The 24,244-nt window shown below is 44.1% G+C and carries 12 protein-coding genes; 8 read left to right on the top strand and 4 right to left on the bottom strand.

Annotated elements, in window-relative coordinates; all coding sequences use genetic code 11:
• Nucleotides 1-41: 41 nt before the first annotated feature.
• The 8 genes from DXA54_RS28440 (at nucleotide 42) to DXA54_RS03120 (ending at nucleotide 12,044) form a co-directional block, all read left to right on the top strand.
• Nucleotides 42-800: a hypothetical protein gene (locus DXA54_RS28440; RefSeq protein WP_243647632.1), complete on the top strand. Its 759-nt coding sequence runs from the start codon at nucleotides 42-44 to the stop codon at nucleotides 798-800.
• Between the two features lie 144 nt (nucleotides 801-944).
• The gene (locus tag DXA54_RS03150; protein WP_008646653.1) at nucleotides 945-2,132 is read left to right on the top strand and encodes a glycosidase; all 1,188 of its coding nucleotides are present in this window, start codon (nucleotides 945-947) and stop codon (nucleotides 2,130-2,132) included.
• A 351-nt stretch (nucleotides 2,133-2,483) separates the two neighbouring features.
• A complete protein-coding gene (locus DXA54_RS03145) occupies nucleotides 2,484-4,361 on the top strand; it encodes a sodium:solute symporter family protein (protein WP_120078968.1) in 1,878 nt (625 codons plus the stop codon).
• A gap of 47 nt (nucleotides 4,362-4,408) precedes the next feature.
• Nucleotides 4,409-6,901 (top strand): PQQ-binding-like beta-propeller repeat protein, encoded by a 2,493-nt coding sequence (locus DXA54_RS03140; RefSeq protein WP_120078967.1) that lies wholly within the window; start codon nucleotides 4,409-4,411, stop codon nucleotides 6,899-6,901.
• Between the two features lie 49 nt (nucleotides 6,902-6,950).
• Nucleotides 6,951-8,087, top strand: coding sequence for a GNAT family N-acetyltransferase (locus tag DXA54_RS03135; RefSeq protein ID WP_120078966.1), 1,137 nt, complete (start codon nucleotides 6,951-6,953; stop codon nucleotides 8,085-8,087).
• Nucleotides 8,088-8,096: 9 nt separating this feature from the next.
• Nucleotides 8,097-9,974: a DNA topoisomerase IV subunit B gene (locus DXA54_RS03130; RefSeq protein ID WP_004302623.1), complete on the top strand. Its 1,878-nt coding sequence runs from the start codon at nucleotides 8,097-8,099 to the stop codon at nucleotides 9,972-9,974.
• A complete protein-coding gene (gene coaD / locus DXA54_RS03125) occupies nucleotides 9,971-10,429 on the top strand; it encodes a pantetheine-phosphate adenylyltransferase (RefSeq protein WP_032844330.1) in 459 nt (152 codons plus the stop codon). Before DXA54_RS03130 ends, coaD begins: the two co-directional genes overlap by 4 nt.
• Before the next feature lie 37 nt (nucleotides 10,430-10,466).
• A complete protein-coding gene (locus DXA54_RS03120) occupies nucleotides 10,467-12,044 on the top strand; it encodes a S41 family peptidase (protein ID WP_120078995.1) in 1,578 nt (525 codons plus the stop codon).
• A gap of 155 nt (nucleotides 12,045-12,199) precedes the next feature.
• Here DXA54_RS03120 and DXA54_RS03115 read toward each other — a convergent pair whose 3' ends face one another.
• The 4 genes from DXA54_RS03115 to DXA54_RS03100 form a co-directional block, all read right to left on the bottom strand.
• Nucleotides 12,200-14,428 carry a glycoside hydrolase family 3 C-terminal domain-containing protein gene (locus tag DXA54_RS03115; RefSeq protein WP_120078994.1) on the bottom strand — a complete coding sequence of 743 codons (2,229 nt, stop codon included), beginning with the start codon at nucleotides 14,426-14,428 and terminating at the stop codon, nucleotides 12,200-12,202.
• 22 nt (nucleotides 14,429-14,450) lie between these two features.
• A complete protein-coding gene (locus tag DXA54_RS03110) occupies nucleotides 14,451-17,006 on the bottom strand; it encodes a beta-galactosidase BoGH2A (protein ID WP_120078965.1) in 2,556 nt (851 codons plus the stop codon).
• 19 nt (nucleotides 17,007-17,025) lie between these two features.
• Entirely contained in the window at nucleotides 17,026-19,890 is a 2,865-nt protein-coding gene (locus tag DXA54_RS03105; RefSeq protein WP_207903485.1) for an alpha-xylosidase BoGH31A, read from the bottom strand.
• Between the two features lie 143 nt (nucleotides 19,891-20,033).
• Nucleotides 20,034-24,074: a two-component regulator propeller domain-containing protein gene (locus DXA54_RS03100; protein ID WP_008646673.1), complete on the bottom strand. Its 4,041-nt coding sequence runs from the start codon at nucleotides 24,072-24,074 to the stop codon at nucleotides 20,034-20,036.
• Nucleotides 24,075-24,244 lie beyond the last annotated feature (170 nt).

Genomic DNA, 24,244 nt, shown 5'->3' with positions numbered 1-24,244 from the left:
ATAAAACGATTAACATACATACAGGGAATAGAGGATACAAAGTGACAGTCGATAAAGAATCCATAGCCAAAGCTACGGTGGATGAAGAGGGACATATCCAAGTGGAATCCCTGGCACCGGGCATTGCGACCGTGACAGTTACCGACAGACTAAACAAAACCGCTGAACTTTCCGTAAAAGTTGTCAAACAGCTAATGCTCGACAACAGCGAAGAGATTGCTTATCTGACTATTGGCGAGCCTCTGACTCTCAAGATTTTGGACGGTAACGGAGAATATACCTGTGTCAATAATGGATCTGCCACTTATCTGAAATGTACAATGGCAGAGAATGGGACGGATGTCGTGGTCGAAGGTCTTAAAAGGTACCGTTTCAACAAGACGATAACCATCAGTGACCAAGAAGGGGAATCAATCAGCATCAATGTGGTATACATTGATGACCCTTATCTGGCAAACCCGTCTTATCGTTACTTTATAGCCGGTTCTGCTTCTTATCAAAGTCTATCTACTTCGGCAGTAGGCACAGTAACTCATGCAGCAGAGTTCAACATGTCCGAACTGGTTATAAAAGGAACAGGAACGTATGCCAGCGGTTTTGCCATCCAATTTACAGGAGACTTGACAGTGGGTGACAAGAGCAACGCCGTACTGTATAAGGTGACAAGAAATGCAATCGATAAAAGTGTGAAATATCCGGCTGAAGATTGCCGTATTGATAAAGTTGAAAACGACTGGTATTGGGTTAGTTTCGCGGAACCGAACTGTACAGCTCGTTCGTATTTTATTACTAAACAATAATTTGTAAACTTGACGCGTGTATTTTAAAAGTACCCCCATACTTTTGAAGTGACAAACATAAAAAGAGACTGTTCTTGCAACACAGTATATCCCTTGTATCTGTCTGTATTGTGGTCAGTCTCTTTTTATTAATTTTGAATAGATATGAATAGATATGATAACAGATTACGTGTTCTTATGGAAGAATACGAAACGCTCATCTCCCGTGAAAATGAAAAGATACTGCCAGGCAATGGAATATTCGAACGTTACAAATATCCCATATTAACAGCTGCCCACACTCCACTGGAATGGAGATACGACTTCAACCCCGAAACGAATCCGTATTTCATGGAACGCTTCGGTATTAATGCCGTATTCAATGCAGGAGCAATCAAGTTCGATGGGAAATATCTTGTAATGGGACGGGTAGAGGGGTATGATCGCAAATCATTCTTTGCCATTGCCGAAAGCCCTAACGGTATTGATCGTTTTCAATTCTGGGAGTATCCGGTTCAACTGCCGGATTTATATCCCGAAGAAACGAATGTATATGATATGCGCCTGACAGCCCATGAAGACGGCTGGATTTATGGAATTTTCTGCAGCGAAAGCCTTGATCCCAATGCTGCGCCGGGTGATCTGTCTTCTGCCGTAGCCAAAGCAGGTATCATACGTACCAAAGACCTGAAAAACTGGGAACGTCTTCCGAATCTGATTTCCAAAAGTCAGCAGCGCAATGTCGTACTGCATCCGGAATTTATAAATGGCCAATATGCTTTATATACCCGCCCACAAGATAACTTTATCAACGCCGGAAACGGTGGAGGTATCGGCTGGGCACTGATAGACGACATCACCCACGCAGAAATAAAAGAAGAAACCATTATAAACCACCGCCATTATCACACCATCAAAGAGGTGAAAAACGGCGAAGGGCCTCATCCTATCAAAACCTCCAAAGGATGGCTGCACCTGGCTCACGGAGTCCGTGCATGCGCTGCCGGCTTGCGTTATGTGCTCTATCTGTACATGACTTCTCTGGAAGATCCGACAAAGATCATTGCCGAGCCGGGTGGTTTCCTACTGGCACCCATGGGAGAAGAAAGGATAGGAGATGTATCCAATGTACTGTTCTCTAATGGATGGATTGCAGATGAAAATGGAACAGTGTATATCTATTATGCCTCTTCCGACACTCGTATGCATGTAGCAACCTCTACTATTGACAGACTGATAGACTATTGCTTCCACACACCTGCAGACGGTTTCCGTTCCGCTGCTTCTGTGAAGAACATTTGCAAGTCCGTAGAAGCCAACAAACTGATCTTGGCAGAACAGTTTCATTTTTAAGGTATTCAGACACAAAGCCGGAGTGCGTCAAAACGCAGATTAACGCAAATTATCGCAGAAATAATTTTATAAGTCGTTGATTAATATATCAATATAATTGGAATAATCTGCGATAATTTGCGTTAATCTGCGTTTTATTATTCATTATGACACACCTCCGTTCTTCTTTTTATATGAAGCTACTTCTACCCGTATCTCTGTATCTATCACTGAATATGTCAATACAAAAATAAAACTCCGGCGATATCAATATAGTATCAGAATGAGTTAAAATAATATTTGTTTCCTTACCACTTTCCGCCTACCTTTGCGACAAAGATCATAACATATAAATCGATTCAAACCTATAGTATGAAATTACACACTACCGACCTTCTCATCATTTGCGCTTACCTGATCGCTATGATTGTCATCGGACTTATTCTAAAAAAACGAGCTGCCCAAAATATGGACTCCTATTTTCTAGGAGGAAAATCACTGCCTTTTTATATGCTCGGACTGTCCAATGCCTCCGGAATGTTCGACATCACAGGCACGATGCTAATGGTATATTGGGCATTCGCCTATGGATTCAAGAGCCTCTGGATTCCCTGGTTATGGCCGGTATTCAATCAGATATTTCTAATGGTGTATCTGTCCGTGTGGCTCCGCCGTTCCAATGTACTTACCGGAGCGGAATGGATCAAGACGCGTTTCGGAAAAGGTAAAGGGTCCACCCTTTCACATACGATTGTTATCATCTTCGCACTATTGAGTGTCTTAGGTTTTCTAAGTTACGGTTTCATAGGTATTGGCAAGTTTATGGAGATATTCATCCCCTGGGAAGTAGTATCTCCTTACATTCCTTTCAATGTTCCGGCAGAATACGTCCCCCACGTATATGGAATCTTCTTTACCGCCATCGCCACATTCTACGTTATGCTCGGAGGTATGTTGAGTATTGTATGGACAGACGTGGTGCAATTCCTGATTATGACAATAGCAGGTATCGTTATCGTTGTTATCGGAATGCAAATGGTAGCGCCGGATATGATTCACTCCTTCGTTCCCGCCGGATGGGACTCCCCTTTCTTCGGATGGACACTGGACGTTGACTGGAGCAGCCGAATGAACCTCCTGACAGAACGCATGGCAAATGAACCATATAGCCTGATTAGTATCTTCGTCATGATGGCTTTACTTAAAGGTATATTTATGAGTATGGCAGGACCTGCGCCCAACTATGATATGCAGAAAATTCTATCCTGTAAATCCCCTAAAGAAGCGGCTATGATGAGCGGCTCCGTGTCGGTCGTACTGTTAATTCCCCGCTACCTGATGATTATGGGGTTTGCCCTGCTGGCTATCTACTTCTTTAAAGAAGATGGCGGCCTGACACAAATGGAAGTGACACGGACCGATTTTGAGACCATTCTCCCCCACCTAATCACACGTTACGTACCGGCAGGATTGGCAGGAATCTTATTAGCCGGACTACTAGCGGCTTTCATGTCAACCTTTGCATCCACAGTCAATGCCGCACCAGCCTATATCGTGAATGATATTTATTTGAAATATATCAATCCGAAAGCGAGTGTGAAAACACAGATACGCAGCAGCTATATCATTTCTGTTGCAGTGGTAGTTGTCAGCACTATCATCGGATTCTTCCTGAAAGACATCAATGAAATATTCCAATGGATTGTAGGCGCACTCTTCGGAGGATACATCGCAGCCAATGTATTGAAATGGCATTGGTGGCGCTTCAATGGCGAAGGTTACTTCTGGGGAATGACTGCCGGAGTCATAGCAGCCATTGTCATGAAGTTTACCGTTCCCGACGCATGGGTGCTCTACTTCTTCCCGGTACTGTTCGGTGTCTCTCTGATAGGATGTATTGCCGGAACGTACAGTGCACCTCCGACAGACGAAGAAACATTAATCAGCTTCTACACCCGTGTACGTCCATGGGGATGGTGGAAACCTATTGAAGAAAAAGCTTTGGCCCGTTACCCCCATATACAGCCCAACAAGAACTTCAAAAGAGATGCATTCAACGTGGTTATCGGTATTATCTGGCAATGCAGTCTCACCATCATTCCGATGTATCTCGTTGTCCGCGAACAACTGGGACTATGGAGTTCTATCGCGCTACTTCTGGTTACGACACTGATACTAAGAAAAACCTGGTATAAACCCTTGTGTAAAGAAGAAGTAAGGTATAATGAAGAAATGAAACAACTAAAATAAGGAAAAAAGATTATTAGCTTAACACACTAAAAAACAGAGAACCGATCATGAAAAAACTATCCGTCATACTATTGTCATTGATGCTATGTCTCCCACTATGCGCTCAATTTAAAGGGACAGTCTATATCGACAGCAACCAATCGGGCATATTGGATAAAAGCGATAAGCCGCTGATGGGAGTCATGGTAACAGATGGATTGAATGTGGTAAAAACAGATAAAAAAGGTCGGTTCTCTTTACCCGGATTCGCAAAAACAAGATTTATCACTATTACCACCCCTACCGGATTCGAAACGCAACAATTCTATTTGCCTACCCAGGAAAACAGAGAAACCTATGACTTCCTGCTGACAGAAAGTGAACGGACTCAATCCAAAGAGCACTCTTTCATCCAAATCACTGATACTGAAGCTACCGGAGGACTGGGCAGATGGGTGACAGATTTAAAAAATTACATCAACAGCGAAAAGCCCGCCTTTCTGATTCACACCGGAGATATTTGTTACGAACCGGGCTTGCAAATGCACAACCGGATAGTAAATGCACAGACCATGGACTGCCCTGTTTACTACTGCATAGGTAATCATGACCTTGTAAAAGGCAACTACGGCGAAGAACTTTATGAATCCATCTACGGTCCGACCTGGTATTCATTTGATATCGGAAATATCCATTATGTAGTCACCCCCATCGACCACGGCGACAACCCGACCGATTACACTCTGAAAGATGTATATAACTGGCTGAAAAATGACCTCTCTTCCATGAAGAAAGATCAGGCCCTGATTATTTTCAATCATGACCTGCTCACCCCCAATGACACTTTCGTATTCAAAGCGGACGATCAGCACGTGCTCGATTTCCGCTCGTTCAACGCCAAAGCCCAAATATACGGGCACATGCACTACAACTATGTGCGCAATCAAAACGGAATCTATACCATTTGTACCAGCACGCTGGACAAAGGTGGTATTGACCACTCCCCCTCCTCTTTCCGCGACATTAAAGTAGACGCAAACGACAATATCACCACACAGCTACGATATACTTTCGTCGCCCCACAAACCACCATCGTCTTTCCAATGAAACAACAAAAAGTGGGAACCAATACTAACGGACAACTTTCCATTTCTGTAAATGCATACAATTCGCATGCAAAGCCCCAACAAATCTCATATATATTGACCACTCCGGAAAGTAACGAAGAAATAGCACAAGGCACTCTCGCACCCCTCACCGATTGGAATTGGACTGCTAATATTTCAATCCCCTCCGATAAAAACGGGAGAGAACTCAAACTGACAGTCACCTCCTCTTTCAATGACGGAAAGAAAGCGACAGACTCCAGTTCATTCATTTATGAGAATGGCTTCAAACCATCCATCACTCCCGGGGAGAACTGGAATACCTTGCTCCAAAATGCCGCCCATACCGGAGGAATCAATCATTCCAACCTCCATCTCCCTCTACAACTGGCTTGGACCTCCAATACCGGAAGCAACATTTTTATGACTTCCCCCCTCATAGCGGACGGCCAAGTATTTACAGCTACCACAGACGATAATGTTTCGCTAAACACCTATATTTGCGCATTCGATCTCAACTCCGGGAAGCCCGTATGGAAATACCGGACAGAAAACTCGATAAAGAACACCATTGCTTATGAAGATGGAATTATTGTAGCACAGGATGCCGCCTGCCATCTATATGCCATTGATGCAAAAACAGGTCAGCTGCTATGGAAACAACGAATCGACTTGGACAGCTATCCATATCTCACTGAGGGACTGACAGCAGATAACGGAGTAGTCTACGCCGGAATCGGTGTAGGTTTATCTGCCTATGACCTGAAAACCGGACGCATTCTATGGACCAACAAAGACTGGCGGCAACGTGAAGGCTCCACCACCACATTAGCCATTGCCGATGGCGTACTTATCAGTGGAACTCAATGGGGAGGACTATACGGCAACGACATCCATACAGGAAAACAACTTTGGAAACTCTCGGACAACGGACTCGGCAATCGTGGCGCGTCTCCGGTTTACAAAGACGGCAAATTATGGATTATCTCTTCCAAAAGCCTGTTTACCATCGAGCCCAAAACCGGAACTGTACTTCAACAAAAAGATTTATCAATCAATCTGGATGCCACCTCTACCCCTCTGGTCACTGAAAACGAAATCATTTTCGGAACCGTAGAGCGCGGAGTGATGGCACTGGACAAGTCGACCCTTTTCAACAAATGGAAAGCTGAAACATTACCGTCTCTGGTGTACACTGCGCCTTACTCCACCACACCGCAAGCCGGAGTAGAAACCAGCCCTGTCGCTTCGCAAGGAACCGTGTTTATCGGTGCTTCCGACGGCTACCTCTACGCCATCGACCAGTCAACCGGTATCATAAAAGAAAAACTAAATCTTGGAGCACCCATATTCTCAACAGTTGCCGTATCCGGAAATTGTATGATTGTTTGCGATTATTCCGGCAATGTGCATTGTTTTACCCTCACACAGTTTTTGCCACCCTACGCGTTGTAATTTAAAGATTATCACGTATCTTTGCCTCCTCAAATCATAAATACGAGATATGGCTATTACAATCAAGAAAGTCTCCACAAAGAGAGAGCTTAAGAAATTTATCCGTTTCAATTACAGAATGTACAAGGGCAACCCTTACTCTGTGCCTGACCTCTATGACGACATGCTCAACACCTTCAACAAGAAGAAAAATGCAGCATTCGAATTCTGTGAAGCTGATTATTTCCTTGCATATCGGGACGATAAAATAGTAGGACGTGTAGCTGCAATTATCAATAACCAGGCGAACAAGAAGTGGGAATGTAAAAACGTTCGTTTCGGATGGATAGACTTTATCGACGATCCCGAAGTATCGTCCGCACTCATCAAAGCAGTGGAAGACTGGGGAAAAGAACGGGGCATGACTCATATTGCCGGCCCTCTCGGATTTACCGATTTCGATGCGGAAGGAATGCTGATCGAAGGATTCGATCAACTTAGCACCATGGCCACTATCTACAACTACCCGTACTATCCGGTACACATGGAAAAGTTGGGCTTCGAGAAAGACGCCGACTGGGTGGAATACAAAATCTACATACCGGATGCCATTCCCGACAAACATAAGCGTATCTCCGAACTAATCCAACGAAAATACAACCTCAAGATAAAAAAATACTCCTCCGGAAGAAAGATAGCCAAAGACTACGGACAGAAGATTTTCGAACTGATGAATGAAGCATACAGCCCACTCTACGGCTATTCTCCATTGACACAGCGACAGATCGACCAGTACGTAAAAATGTATCTGCCGATCCTCGACTTACGGATGGTTACCCTTATCACTGACGCCAACGATGAACTGGTCTGCGTAGGCATCTCCATGCCCTCACTGGCCGAGGCTTTACAGAAATCAAACGGACGTTTGTTGCCGCTCGGATGGTTCTATCTATTAAAGGCACTATTCATGAAACGCCGTGCCAAAATGCTTGATCTACTACTCGTTGCAGTGAAGCCGGAATATCAGAATAAAGGTGTTAACGCTTTGTTATTTTCCGATTTAATTCCAGTTTATCAAAAATTAGGTTTTATATTTGCAGAAAGCAATCCCGAACTGGAATTGAACGGTAAAGTTCAGGCACAATGGGATTACTTTGAGACTCAACAACATAAGCGCCGCCGTGCGTTCATCAAAGAGATAAAATAAAAAACAGCTATGGAAGAGAACGAATTGATACCTGTAGACAACAACAATGCAGTAGAGTACACTGACGACAACATCCGCCACTTGAGTGACATGGAACATGTACGCACACGCCCCGGTATGTATATCGGAAGGCTGGGCGACGGTGCACATGCCGAAGATGGAATCTATGTCCTCCTGAAAGAAGTAATTGACAACAGTATTGACGAGTTCAAAATGCAAGCCGGTAAGAAAATCGAGATTACCGTTGAAGAAAACCTTCGTGTCAGTGTACGCGACTACGGACGAGGCATCCCACAGGGAAAACTCATCGAGGCTGTCAGCATGCTGAATACCGGTGGTAAATACGACAGCAAGGCATTTAAGAAAAGTGTCGGACTGAATGGTGTCGGTGTGAAAGCCGTCAACGCTTTAAGCTCCCGTTTCGAGGTACGCAGTTACCGCGACGGCAAAGTGCGTATCGCCACTTTCTCAAAAGGAAACTTACTGACCGATGAGACAAAGAATACCGAAGAAGAAAACGGAACTTACATCTTCTTTGAACCGGATAATACACTATTCCTGAATTACTGTTTCAAGCCCGAATTTATTGAGACAATGCTACGTAACTACACGTATCTCAATACGGGGCTTGCTATCATCTATAACGGACACCGTATCTTGTCGCGCAACGGTCTGGTAGACCTTTTGAACGACAACATGACGGCAACCGGGCTTTACCCGATCATCCACCTGAAAGGGGAAGACATCGAAATCGCCTTCACGCATACCGGACAATACGGAGAAGAATATTATTCTTTCGTCAACGGTCAGCATACTACCCAAGGTGGTACGCATCAAAGTGCCTTCAAAGAACACATTGCCCGTACCATCAAAGAGTTCTTCAACAAGAACATGGACTACACCGATATCCGTAACGGATTGGTTGCCGCCATTGCCGTCAATGTGGAAGAACCGATCTTCGAAAGTCAGACGAAAACTAAACTGGGTTCTACCAATATGGTTCCCGGTGGCGTAACGGTCAATAAGTATGTAGGCGACTTTATCAAACAGGAAGTGGACAACTTCCTGCACAAGAATGCGGACATAGCCGAAGCAATTCAACAAAAGATACAAGAATCTGAAAAGGAGCGTAAAGCCATTGCAGGGGTAACGAAACTTGCCCGTGAACGTGCCAAGAAAGCCAACCTGCACAACCGCAAACTACGTGACTGCCGCATACACCTCAACGATCCGAAAGGCAAAGGACTGGAGGAAGACTCCTGCATCTTTATCACCGAGGGAGACTCAGCAAGCGGTTCCATCACCAAAAGTCGTGATGTCAACACCCAAGCAGTATTCAGTCTCCGTGGTAAACCATTGAACTCTTTCGGACTGACCAAAAAAGTGGTTTACGAGAACGAGGAATTCAACCTGCTTCAAGCAGCCCTGAATATAGAAGATGGTATTGAAGGATTACGCTACAACAAAGTAATCGTAGCAACCGATGCCGATGTGGACGGTATGCACATCCGCCTGTTGCTGATTACTTTCTTCCTGCAATTCTTCCCTGATCTCATCAAGAAAGGACATGTATATATCCTGCAGACGCCTTTGTTCCGTGTACGCAACAAGAAAAAGACAAATTACTGCTACAGCGAGGAAGAACGCATCAATGCTATCAATGAACTAGGACCGAATCCGGAGATCACCCGATTTAAAGGTTTGGGAGAAATCTCACCGGATGAGTTCAAACATTTCATTGGTAAAGATATGCGTCTGGAGCAGGTGACACTGCGCAAAACGGATGCGGTAAAAGAACTACTCGAATTCTACATGGGCAAAAATACCATGGAACGACAGAACTTTATTATAGACAATCTGGTTATAGAAGAAGACTTGGCATCATGAGAAAAGCAATATTCCCGGGTACTTTCGACCCTTTCACCATCGGACATTACTCGGTAGTGGAACGTGCACTTACCTTTATGGACGAAATCGTGATAGGAATCGGTATCAATGAGAACAAGAATACCTACTTCCCCATTGAGAAAAGAGAAGAAATGATTCGGGAACTTTATAAAGACGAACCTCGTATCCAGGTGATGTCCTATGACTGTCTGACAATTGATTTTGCGCAGGAAGTAGAGGCCAGGTTCATTGTCCGCGGTATCCGTACGGTGAAGGATTTCGAGTACGAAGAGACCATTGCAGACATTAACCGCAAACTGGCAGGGATTGAAACCATCCTGCTCTTCACAGAACCGGAACTGACTTGCGTCAGCTCTACAATTGTACGCGAGTTATTAACCTATAATAAAGATATCAGCCTGTTTATTCCCAAAGGAATGAAAATGAGTGAATAACACTCGTTAGGGAATAGGCGGTGAGTCAGAAAAGATGATGAAAAAACTAACGATTATACTATCCGTTTGCTTGTGGGCAGTTGCCACACAAGCCCAGAACTTCGGTTCCGAAGCCATGCGAAAGTTACAAATGGCAGAGTTTGCAATCTCCAATTTCTATGTGGACAAAGTAGATGAAGACAAGTTGGTAGAAGAAGCCATCATCAAAATGCTGGCACAACTTGATCCGCACTCTACTTATTCGGATGCAGAGGAAGTGAAGAAGATGAACGAACCACTTCAAGGTAACTTCAAGGGTATCGGAGTGCAATTCCAGATGATAGAAGACACCCTGTTGGTGGTGCAACCTGTCAGCAACGGACCTTCCGAGAAAGTCGGCATCCTTGCCGGTGACCGTATCATTGCCGTGAACGACAGCGCTATTGCCGGAGTGAAAATGAGTACGGAAGATATAATGAAGCGTCTTCGTGGCCCGAAAGGTTCGAAAGTCAATCTGACAATCGTTCGTCGTGGCGTGCAAGACCCTTTATTGTTTACAGTGAAAAGAGACAAGATACCTATCCTTAGCCTCGATGCCTCCTATATGATTCAACCTAAAACGGGTTATATCCGCATCAACCGTTTTGGAGCAACCACTGCCGAAGAATTCAAAAAAGCAATGACAAGTCTTCAGAAGCAAGGTATGAAGGATATGATTCTCGACCTGCAAGGAAACGGAGGTGGTTATCTCAATGCAGCCATTGACCTTGCTAACGAATTCCTGGGACAAAAGGAGCTAATCGTATATACCGAAGGCCGGACTGCCAAACGCAGTGATTTCTATGCCAAAGGGAATGGAGATTTCCGTAATGGACGTCTTATCATTCTGGTGGATGAGTACACAGCCTCTGCCAGTGAAATTGTCAGTGGCGCAGTACAGGATTGGGACAGAGGAATTATTGTAGGACGCCGCTCTTTCGGCAAAGGATTGGTGCAACGTCCTATCGACCTGCCGGACGGTTCCATGATTCGTTTGACTATTGCACGCTATTATACTCCATCGGGTCGTTCCATCCAAAAACCGTACGACAGTACTGTTGATTACAACAAGGATTTGATAGAACGTTTCAACCACGGTGAACTGATGAATGCTGACAGTATTCATTTCCCGGATTCGCTGAAAGTACAAACCAAAAAACTCGGACGTACCGTCTATGGTGGAGGTGGTATCATGCCGGATTATTTCGTACCTATCGACACTACTCTTTATACGGATTATCACCGTAATCTGGTAGCCAAAGGAGCCGTGATTAAATTCACCATGCAGTTTATCGAAGGACACCGGAAAGAGTTGGCAAACAAATACAAGAAGTTCGAATCGTTTGATGAGAAATTCGTAGTCGATGATGACATGCTCGCCAATCTAAAAGAAATCGGAGAGAAAGAAGGAGTGAAGTTCAATGAAGAGCAATATCAGAAATCGCTCCCTCTTATCAAGACCCAGCTCAAAGCATTGATAGCCCGTGACCTTTGGGATATGAACGAATATTTCCGGGTAATGAATACCACGAATGAGAGTATACAAAAAGCACTGGAAATATTGAATTCGGATGAATATCAGAAGAAACTAAAATAGGGTATTCAATAAACAATCATAAAACATCGTCTTTCAGTTTGGTGGACATACATACTCATCATAGTGGACATATAGATACACGATGGTGAGTATATATATCCACCACTCTGTATCTATATGTCCAATAAGCGTTGTGTATCAACCCGTTAACTTTATTATTGAATATATTCGAATGTCACCGTACCGCGAATATCAGAAGAAGAGGCGGCAATGTATGCCTTGAATTTTCCAGGTTCTGCCACCCAAGTACGCTGTTTATCATCAAAGAATTGCAATGCTTCCGGTTTGATTGTAAACTTCACCTCTTTTTCTTCATTCGGAAGAAGTTGTACCTTCCGAAAATCTTTCAATTCCTTAACTGGACGGAGGACACTACACTCCTCATCACCAATGTATAGTTGGATAATCTCTTTCCCTGCTACTTTTCCTGTATTCTTAACCTTTACAGAAACATCTATACTGCCATCAGTATTCATTGTTTGAGCCGATATTACAGGTTTACTATACTCAAAGGTAGTATAACTCATGCCATAACCAAAAGGAAAAAGTGGCTGCACCTTCTTCGTATCATACCAACGATAGCCAACCAGAATATCTTCTTTATATTCTTGACGGATGCTATCGCCCGGATAACTGATTTCCCCAAAGAAATGAGCCGGACAATCCTCCAGTTTCACCGGATAAGAGAAAGGAAGTTTACCACTGGGAGTCACCTCTCCACTCAACACATCAGCCAGCGCCTCCCCACCAACAGAGCCTAAATACCACGACTGGACAATAGAAGGAATCTCCTTTACCCAAGGCATTTCCACCGCATTTCCGCTGACAATCACTGCTACCAGATTTTTATTTACCTTCAACAAGGCTTCCATCAACTCATTCTGCGCAAAAGGAAGTTCGTATGATAAACGGTCTCCACCCTCACAGTCCTGAAAATGATTCTTATTTAGTCCGCCTACAAAAATCACCAAATCCGAATTCATCGCCTTTTCCACCGCATCATTACGCAAAGAATCCACAGTAACCTGCGGAATGACATCCGCCCGTCCATACATCGGGCGACCGCTTGTGTAACCTTGTGCATAAACCACACCGTCACCAAATTTGGCCTTTATACCGTCCAGTGGTGAAATCACTTTCTGAACTTTCAACTCTGAAGAGCCACCACCTAACATCAAATTACGGGTAGCATTATCTCCCACCACTAAAATACGTTTGTATTTTCCTTGAGGTACAGGCAATAAGGCAGGTTGTTTCTTACCGGTTCCATTTTTCAACAGGACAATACCCTCTGTTGCAATCTCATAAGCCGTACGATAGTGCTCTTCACTAGTCAGTGCCCCGAACGGTTTCCTGCGATTCATGGCTGTACGGAAAATCAGACGCAACACACGGGCAGCCTTATCATTCACTACTTCCATCGGAATCTTACCTTCCCGAACCATTTTCAGATAAGACTTACCCAAGTAATAATCGTCATAACCGAATTCCGATTCTGAAGTCAAACCATTCGTATAAGATCCCATTTCAATATCCAAGCCATACATGGCAGCTTCATAGGTATCATGCGCAGCTCCCCAATCTGTTATGACACAACCGTCGAAGTTCCATTCTCCCTTCAATATATCATTATTCAGCAGTTTATGATGAGTAGCATGAGTTCCGCGCACCTTATTGTACGCTCCCATAATAGACCAAGCCTTCCCTCTTTCCACAGCAGCCTTAAAGGCAGGCAGATATATCTCATACAATGCACGGTCACTTAGCTGCACATCGATATGTCCCCGCCATAATTCCTGATTGTTCAGTGCGTAATGTTTCACACAGGCGGCTACTCCATTCTTCTGCACTCCCTGAATATAAGGCACACAAAGCTCCGAGGCTAAATAAGGGTCTTCCCCCATATATTCAAAGTTACGCCCGTTGAGCGGGGTACGATAGATATTCACACCCGGTCCCAACAAAACATCCTTTTCACGATAACGGGCTTCTTCACCGATGGCATATCCATATTTCTCTGCCAATAGCGGATTCCAACTAGCTGCCAGACAGGTCAGTGCAGGAAAAGCAGTGCAACTATCGTTCGTCCATCCGGCATATCCCCAATCATTCCAGTTAATTTCGGCACGCACGCCGTGAGGTCCGTCACTCATCCAAAGTTCAGGAATACCCAAACGGGGACAGCCAGGGGAGCTAAACTTCCCTTGTGCATAACTAAGACGAGTTTTCTCCTCCACAGTCATACGGTTCAGCGCATCCTGTACCCTAACCTCTATCGGTTGTGCATCATCCAGATACACCGGTGTTTGTTTCTTGTCTTGAGCAATCGCCACCATGCCTGTCTGAACAGACAGGAAACATATAGTCAATAAAAATATCTTCATTATTCCAATAATCATTTACAGTTTACAATTCCTCTGCCGAAATCTTTAGTACAGCTTGCCGAAGTCCCTCTGAAGTAGCCGTCAGCTTTGCTTTTCCCGGTTTTCCATCGTTCTGAATGACAACAAGGCATTTTCCATAAAATGCTTTCCTCTTTTCATCCTTAAAGCGTTCCATCGATACCGGGTTTCCGTTGTCTACCCCTGCGATAAAGCCATTACCTTGTACTGTGAAATTCACTAGATTGTCAGCATCAGGGCAAAGATTTCCTTTCTCATCCAACACCTCCACAGTGACAAAACACAAATCTTTTCCATCAGCAGTCAGAATAGAACGATCAGGAGTCAGACGAATCTCTGCGGGTTTTCCGGCTGTGCAGATTTCCTTTTCCGCCACTACCTTACCACTCTCTCGTGCAATGACCTTCACCGTTCCCGGTTCAAACTTCACACGCCAAGCTACATGCAGATTATCAAGGTCTTTACGCTTCACTCCTTGCGACTTTCCATTCACAAACAGTTCCACTTCATCAGCCTGATTATAGTAGCACCACATATCAATCTCCTGTCCCGGAGTCCAGTTCCAGTGCGGGAAAAGGTGCAACACCTGCTTATCCGTCCATTCCGACTGATACAAATAGTAGACATCTTTCGGGAAACCAGCCAGATCTACAATACCAAAGTACGAACTACGCGCAGGCCATCCGTAAGGAGTCGGTTCCCCGATATAATCAAATCCCGTCCATACATATTGCCCGCTGATAAAGTCGTTGTCCCTGACTAATTTCAAGCTTTCCTCATGAGTGTTTCCCCAAGGCACATGACAGTTTTCATAAGATGAACAGGCAAATGTAGAATCGGTAAAGGATTTGTCCCAACGCTCGGGCCAGATAAACATCCGGTCGCTGGGCATCCGGTAATATCCGCGAGTCATCAACGCTGAATTGCTTTCAGTAATGATAAACGGCTTGTCCGGGAAATTAGCCGGAACATTGGGAATATCCTTGTTATGATAATTATAGCCAATCACATCCAGTACGCCGGAACGGAATAAATGATTGCCGGAATTCGGTTCATTGCATCCGGCAGTGACAGGACGGGTAGGATCAAGCCCTTTTACAAAGCTTACCAGTTTTTTCGTCAGCAAAGAGTTGACACTCTCCTCTCCTTCTTTGGCTAACATTTCAGAAGAATGTCCGAAATTTAAGATCAGATTGGCCTCTTCCAGACTCAACGTATCCGCTTTGGCATCACTCCATTGTTCGAGGACTTCATTACCGATACTCCACATAAAGACAGAAGGATGATTACGGTCACGCAAAATAAAGTCATTCAAATCGCGCTCGTGCCATTCATTGAAGTAACGGGCATAATCATGTGCCGTTTTTTTCTTCCGCCACATATCAAAAGCCTCATCCATCACGATAAATCCCATACGGTCACAAAGATCAAGCAGTTCGGGTGCGGGAGGATTATGGGAACAACGTATGCCGTTACACCCCATTTCTTTCAGAATTTGCAATTGCCGTTCAATGGCACGTGTGTTGACTGCCGCTCCCAAACAGCCCAGGTCATGATGCATACACACACCATTAATTTTTGTCTGCCTGCCATTCAACGTGAATCCTTTCCGGGCATCAAAACTAAATGTGCGAATACCAACAGGAGTAGTATACCTATCCATACATTCTTCGTTTCGCATCACTTTGGTAACCAGTGTATACAGATAAGGAGTATCAATATCCCACAGTTGAGGTTGCTTTACAGTCAGTTGCTGGGTAAAAACAACTTCCTTACCGGCTTCCGCTTTCCCGCTCGACCGGGTTTCAGCAACTTCTCTGCCTTCAGCATCCTGCAAGGAAGAACAGACAGTAACATTTTCGTTCGTATCACTTTCATTCACAAGGGTAGTAGCGAGATTCAGTACAGCCTGTTTTTCGTCAACTGACGAGGTTGTGACATACGTTCCCCATCCACCCACATGTATTGGGCCGGTCTTGCTTAGCCACACATTCCGGTAAATGCCACAACCTGAATACCACCGTGAATTAGGTTGCTCCGCATTATCCACACGTACAGCCAGCACATTCGGTTCATCCCATTTCAGATAAGGAGTCAGGTCATAGCTGAAACTAATATATCCATAAGGACGTACTCCCAATGAAACACCATTGATAAATACCTCCGAGTTCATATATACTCCGTCAAACTCAATGCGAAATATCTTTCCTGCATCCGCTTTGTCTACACTAAAGATTTTGCGATACCAACCGACTCCTCCCGGAAGTGCCCCTCCTCCTGTACCGGAAGGATTTTCCTGACTGAAGTCTCCTTCAATCGCCCAGTCGTGGGGCAAATCCAGTACACGCCAGTCATTGTCGGCAAAACCAGGTTGTGCCGCTTGCAGCCCGTCTCCCAAATGAAAACGCCAGTCTGCATTAAAGTCGGATCGCTCCCGCGGAGATACAAGGGGAGAACTGCTACATGCTCCTAATAACATCAGACAGCCTCCCAATGCCAAGCAGCTCCCCAGTATAAGGCAGCCCCCCAGCATCAAATATTTTAGTTTACCAATCATCATCAACGGATTATCATTCAGCTTACAGTTTCAATGTCTGTTTGCTGCCATTATACTTCACAGTCACCCCTTTCGCATTCAAATCAAACGGTTGGGCTTTTTCCTTATTGACCGTAATTACAGTGAAAGTCCGTTCTTTCAGCATACCCGGAAAATCTCCCTGGCGTTCACCGATCACTAAAGTCTTGGTAGCTTCATCATACTTCATTGGTATCATGGCATACCTCCCTTGTTCATAGTTATAATTCACACCCTCATCTTCGTATAACGTAAACTCTCCATCCGCTCCCTGATAAATATACAAACGGATATGATCCGCCGGTTTTTCATCCGTATACTGAATATCATCTCCGAATGGTACGATAGCACCGGCACGCACATACAACGGAATACGCTCATAAGGAGCTTCTATAACCTTTCTCTCTCCTCCAGCCTGAAATTTGCCTGAATAAAAATCATACCAGCCTTCTGATTGAGGGAAATAAATTTCACGGCTGCGGTCACCATATCGATAAACGGGAGATACCATAAACGAAGGACCGAACATAAACTGGTCACCAATATTATTCACTTCGGCATCCACTGTGAAATCCATAACTAAGGGACGCATGATCGTATAATCATCCAACCAGGTCATACCTGCCAACGAATAAATATACGGCATCATATTATAACGTAACTTGGTATAATACACAACCGACTGATAAGCCGGATGCCCTTCCGGCGCAATCTCCCATATTTCACGGAAAGGGTATTGCCCGTGTGCACGATACAAAGGCACAAACGCACCGAATTGATACCAGCGGGCATTCAACTCACGCCATTCTTTATAATCGGCGTTTTCCGTCTTTGTCGCGTTCCATTGTTTCTGTCCTGCCACATAACGATTCTCTACACAAAAACCGCCAATATCCATTGTCCAGTAAGGAATTCCACTCATCGCAAAATTCAACCCTGCAGAAATCTGCGCTTTCATATCTTCCCAACGTGTACCGATATCCCCACTCCATGTAGCCGTAGAATAACGCTGCAATCCGGCAAATCCCGAACGGGTTAATAAGAACACCCGTTTGTTATTATCCACCCCGCGCTGGCCGTCATAAATCGCTTCCGCATTCATCAGTGCATAAGCATTGAAGAATTCTGTTGAGGAACCTAATGCCGTAGGCCCGCACAAAGCCTTCCGATATTCCAGGTCTGTACAGTCACGCACATTCGGTTCGCTGGCATCCATCCACCAGGCATCTATACCCAACGGATAATAATGCTCATACATCTGTTTCCAGAACAATTTCCGTGCATCGGGATCGTATGCATCATAAAAACCATAATGGTAACCGGGACCTACCCAATCTTTCAAGCTATCCCTGACAGACTGCTGATACATCCAGCCATTCTCGTCGAATTCTTTGAAATGTTCAGTAGTAACATAGAACTTAGGCCATACCGAGATCATCATACGACCATGCATAGCATGGATTGAATCGACCATTGCTTTCGGATCCGGAAAACGAGGCTTATCAAACTCGTGACTGCCCCAGGCATTCTCCGGCCAGTGATTCCAATCCAGTACGATATTATCCAACGGAATTTTACGATCACGAAAACCCTTCAGTGCTCCCAACATTTCATCCTGTGTATTATACTTCTCACGACTTTGCCAGAAACCCATTGCCCACTTCGGCATAACGGGAGACTTTCCGGTCAGCGTACGATAACCGCTAATCACATCGTCCATATCTTCACCAGCCATAAAATAATAATCGAGCTGCTTGGTCATTTCACTCCACCACGACTGTTTCCCCTGTTCTTTCGGATCAACGGGTGTCAATGCACGCAGCCCGCAATAAGACTGCCCACCATCAGGCTGCCACTCGATTTTCAACGGCACACGCTTTCCTGCTTCCAAATGAGCAGCAAACTTATAACTATTAGGATTCCATGCAGTACGCCAACGTTCCGGCACTACCAGCTCATTATTCAAATAAACCTTGACATATCCTGCATAATAAAGAATAAACTTAAATTCTCCCGTTTGAGCAGGCTCTATCTCTCCTTCATAAGTGACGTTAGCCCCCATTAACGGCAGTTTCTTCGGAAGATTCTCAATCGTTTTCAGATTCTCGAAATAAATGGAATCTTCCCGACGAACCAGAGTTTCTCCTTTTTTCGGTACATAAGTACCGGTAAGCGCCCCTTCCTGACCTGTCTTATCATAAAGTTTAAAGATACGGTTCAACTGGGAATAATCATTCGGATTACCGAAGCGGCACAACGAATAACTATCCAGTAGTATGCCATAATTTTTATTCGAAACAACAAACGGAACAGATACTTTCGTATTGTATTGGAACAATTCTTCATTCTTGCCCTTATAATTAAATTCATCCGCCTGATGCTGACCTAATCCGTAAAACGCCTCATCTTCGGGAGACTCAAATACCTGACAGATCGTATATCCTTTCGTCCCCTCCACTTCTATCGGAGTAAACTTCTTTCCTCCTCCCTTGTTTTCCTGCAGGATTAACTCTCCGTTTCGATCCGTAAACCACACTTCCCCGGTACTAGCCAGTACGGATGCTTTTACTTCTTCAGTAGACACTATAATCGTATCGCCATTCTGCACAACGGCAAAGGATGTTTGTTTTTCCTGCGGAACAACAATCAAACTTTGCGGATCGGCAAACTTGCTGTCGGCAGTGGCGGAAACACGGATTAACTTATCTCCCATCACTTGAAGGCGAACTAAACGAGGCCCTCCTATTTCTTTCTGTTGTACTTTAACTATCACGCTATCACCTGTCTCCTCGTAGACCTTATTAGAACATGCTCCGAAAAGAAGTCCCGGCAACAGGCAATAGAAAATGTTTTTCATATTCATAATCATACCTACCTTTAGGGTTCAACAATATATTTTCTCATATCGCAAAAGTAAGTACTATAAATGAAAAGTTCCCCTTCTAATGTTTTACAGAAGGGGAACTTTTAAACAGTGACCGGACAATATGTTTTTTTCAGAGGTATCATTTGTTATTTCCCTTCTTTTTCCTGGTAAACGGAGGGCAAAACACCAAATTCATCCTTGAAATAACGACTGAAATATTTGGGGTTATTGAAGCCTACTTCGAAGGCTACTTCGGACACATGAAGCTGGCTTTCACGCAATAATTGCGCTGCCCGTTTCAAGCGGATCACGCGGATAAACTCAATCGGTGTCTTTCCTGTGATCTGAAGCAATTTCTTATACAAATGCACACGACTCATACCCAGCTCCCGGCTAAGTTCCTCTACCGAGAGTTCAGTACGTGACATATTATCTTCCACATACTTGATTGCTTTCTCTATCAACTTCTCATCCAATGAAGTAATCACAATCTCACTAGGCGCAGGATCAATCATTCCCTGGGTGACACGATGATAACGGCTTAGTTCGATCAGTTTACGGATACGCAATACAAGAATAGTCATATTGAAGGGCTTCGTTACATAATCGTCCGCTCCTGTCTGCAGTCCTTCCAGCTTCGCTTCGGTATTCTGCCGTGCTGTCAGCAAAATCACAGGGATATGCGCTGTGCGCTTATCTTGTTTTATCAGGCGACACAACTCATTGCCATCCATTTGGGGCATCATCACATCACTGATAACCAGATCGGGTAATTCTTCCTGCATCATCTCCCATGCTTCCTTACCATTCACAGCCAGTTTGACACGATACTGCAACTCCAGACTATAACGCATAAAGATACGGAAATCTTCATTATCATCTACTATCAGCAACAATGGGAAATTTTTGCGTTCCGTTTCCTCCCTGGCTTCCTCTTTCATCTCCTTATCTTCTTCATCCCCGGCCGACATACCCGTTTCTTCCGGCAACTGCACCTGTGTCTCCACATGTTTTACCGGAAACTGAATAACGAAAACAGACCCCATCCCTATATTATCGAATACCTTCACTTCTCCTTCATGCAAAGTGACAAAATCACGTACCAAACTCAAGCCGATACCATTTCCGGTAGTTTCCTCTACTCCCTTATGACCCGCCTGATAGAAACGTTCGAAGATATGTTCCTTGTCCACATCGCTAATTCCTATTCCGGTGTCGGCAATCTTGATTTCCAATATATCGGGAGTTCCTGCCACATGCTCTATCATCACCGTCACACGCCCTCCTTCGGGAGTAAACTTAAAAGCATTAGAAAGCAAATTCATCACAATCTTTCCTACCTTGTCAGCATCAAAAGCCATCGAGAATGTATCTATACCCGAAAAGAAAGAGAACTGAATGTGTTTCTTATCCGCCATCAACAGGAAAGAGTTGCAAACACTATGCACATACGAAATGATATCTCCTTCCGACAGAGACAACTGATGAGTACTCATTTCTCCTTTACGGAAATCGAGCAGTTGATTAACCAGATGCAACAACCGTTGTGCATTACGATACATCAATTGTAAACGTGTACTCTGCAATTCATCAGTCGTTTCCTTCAGCATGCCTTCCAAAGGAGAAATAATCAAAGTGAGCGGTGTACGCAATTCGTGGCTAACGTTCGTGAAGAAACGGAATTTCATATTATTTATTTCTTCATTCTTCGCCACCTCATTTTCTATTTGCTGAAGATGAAACTTCTCACGTTCACGTTTCAGCATCCGGTAACGCGCCAGGAAGAGCACGATAACCAAACCGACGGTATACAACAAATAAGCCCACCATGACATCCAGAAAGGAGGATTGACTACAATACCCAGCGTGGCTTCCTTTATGCCGACATAACCGTCACTATTGATCGCTTTCACTCTCAAAACGTACTTTCCCGGAGCAAGATTAGTGAAAGTCACATTGTGTACTCCTAACGGCAGGGTTAACCAGTCATTATTGAACCCTTCCAACTTATACATATATTGAGTTTTCTCCGGCAAATTATAGTTATCCGAAGCAAAAGATACACTGAAAATGTTCTGCTTATAATCGAACTCTACATTTTCTACATCGTTCAACTCTTTTTCAATCAACACTCTTCCACCATACGACTGTCCCACTTTCACAGCCTCATCAAACAGCGAAAGACCTGTAAACATCACATTAGGCAGCATTTTATTATAGCGTATATGATCCGGAGCAAAAACATTGACTCCATACAGACCACCAATCGCAATGATTCCATTGTGCAACGTCTTGATAGAACGCTGGTTAAAATCACAGTTCTGCAATCCGTCCTCACTATTGTAAGCCCTGGAATCAAAAAGATAACTCCCTTTTCCATCGGAAGCTACTGTTACCCGAATCACCTTTCTGCTGGTCGATACCCACATATTACGCTCCTGATCTTCCGTAATTGCTGCAATAAAATTTCCTTTAGCTTCTGCAACAAAAGACAGACCAAGAAATACATGGCGTCTCGTATCATACACATTCAATCCCTCACGGGTAGCAATCCATACCAATCCCCGGCTATCCTTATATACATGATTAACCGCATCATTCGATAACTTGACATTACCGCTCTGGCCTTGAATCTTTTTTATTTCTCGAGTACGCATATCCATCATGCCTACTCCCTGATTGGCAGTTCCGAAAAACAATGTATTATTATCTACCCAACACAAAGAGGTTACATTATTCTCCAACAAAGCCGAGTTACTACTGGTATAAGTTTCAAAAGTACCGGACACAGGTTCTAAACATTGCAAACCACCTCCCAATGAAGCAATCCAGATTCTTCCCTTATCATCCTCCACCAATGCCCAGACATTATTACTCGCCAAAGCGTTTCCGACACCCTCCTTATAAGAACGTATCTGGGAACCATTCATACAATACAATCCCCCATTAAATGTCCCGACCCATAATTTACCATCTTTTGACTTCAGCATAGATACAACCGGATTCGGCAACTGTCCTTCGGCATCTCGCCAGAAAGGTTCAGCCTTTCCTGTAGAGCGATTCCACAAAAGAATCCCATGGTCATTTGTTCCTAGCCACAGCCTGTTTTCATCCGCCTGTTCTATGCAAGTTATATCTCCCCATTCATACATATTGAATTTAAAGATACTTTCACTATAATAAGATACTCCTTTCTTATAAGTGCCTACCCACATGATACCATCCCTATCAGCATATAAGTCATAAATGGTATTATGAGGTAAACTCCGTCCATTGTCATCGTGGGCAACAAGAGAAGTTACTTTCCCCGTTTCCTTCTCAAGCACGTCTATACCGTCATAATCTTTTCCAACCCAAATCCTGCCTTCTATATCCTGTGCCACCGCATGAATAATTACGTCCGGACGTGACGACCAAATAGCGGTCAAATCTGTCCGCCAACTTTTTGTTCCACAATCATACGCCCAGATTCCCATAAGACTGTATGCCCAGATACAATTGTCTCTGTCTACAAAGAGCGAAAACTCTATTGTCTTTCCTGCCGGAATATATTTTTTTATTTCATCAGACTTCCATTTTATTGCCAATGTGGCACGATCCAGACAGACAAGCAGTCCTGTATTATAAATCAACAAAAGTCCGTCACTACACTCCGCTATTTGTGTCACTCCATGCTCCGGCAATGAATGTTCCACATACGAAAAAAAAAGTCTCTTCCCACCTTCCTTATAACGGTAGCATCCTTCACCTGCCACACTAAGGCATGTATTCCCTTCCCGGTCTACAAAGACCTGTTCCGGAACTCCTCCTGACTCGAGATTCTTCATGAATCCGGTAACATCGGTGATAAAACAATCCTGTTCTTTATCAAACAACACATAGCCTCGGCCCGTATTTACCCAAAACCGTCCATCAGGCATTTCCACAATATCAGTGATATAATTATCCGGTAAAGATCCCGGATCATTCTCGGCATGCTGGTAAATCTTAAAAGTATATCCATCATAGCGGTTCAGTCCGGTAGTCGTACCAAACCACATGAATCCATCACGATCTTTACAAATAGTGTTTACAGAGTTATTAGACAGCCCATCCGATACTTCCAGATGCTTAAACTGATAGGATTGCGCAACCACCATCCACGAAGAGAGAAGTAAAACAAACAATAAAAGGTTCTTTCTTATCATGTTTTTCAGATTTGTACAAAGAAAATAAAATATTACCAAACAGCCAAGAAAAAGAGCCTGCGAAAGCCTTTACTCATCGGTAATTTAGAAAAAAGTGAAGGGGCTACAAAAAAACAAACGGTCTGAACAGAGATTCCCGCCCAGACCGTCCTTATGTTTTATTAATACTC

Source organism: Bacteroides sp. OF03-11BH (assembly GCF_003604005.1).
GTDB classification, from domain to species: domain Bacteria; phylum Bacteroidota; class Bacteroidia; order Bacteroidales; family Bacteroidaceae; genus Bacteroides; species Bacteroides ovatus.
Note: the sequence above shows the minus strand (reverse complement) of the source record. Positions and strands in the feature narration are given on the sequence as shown.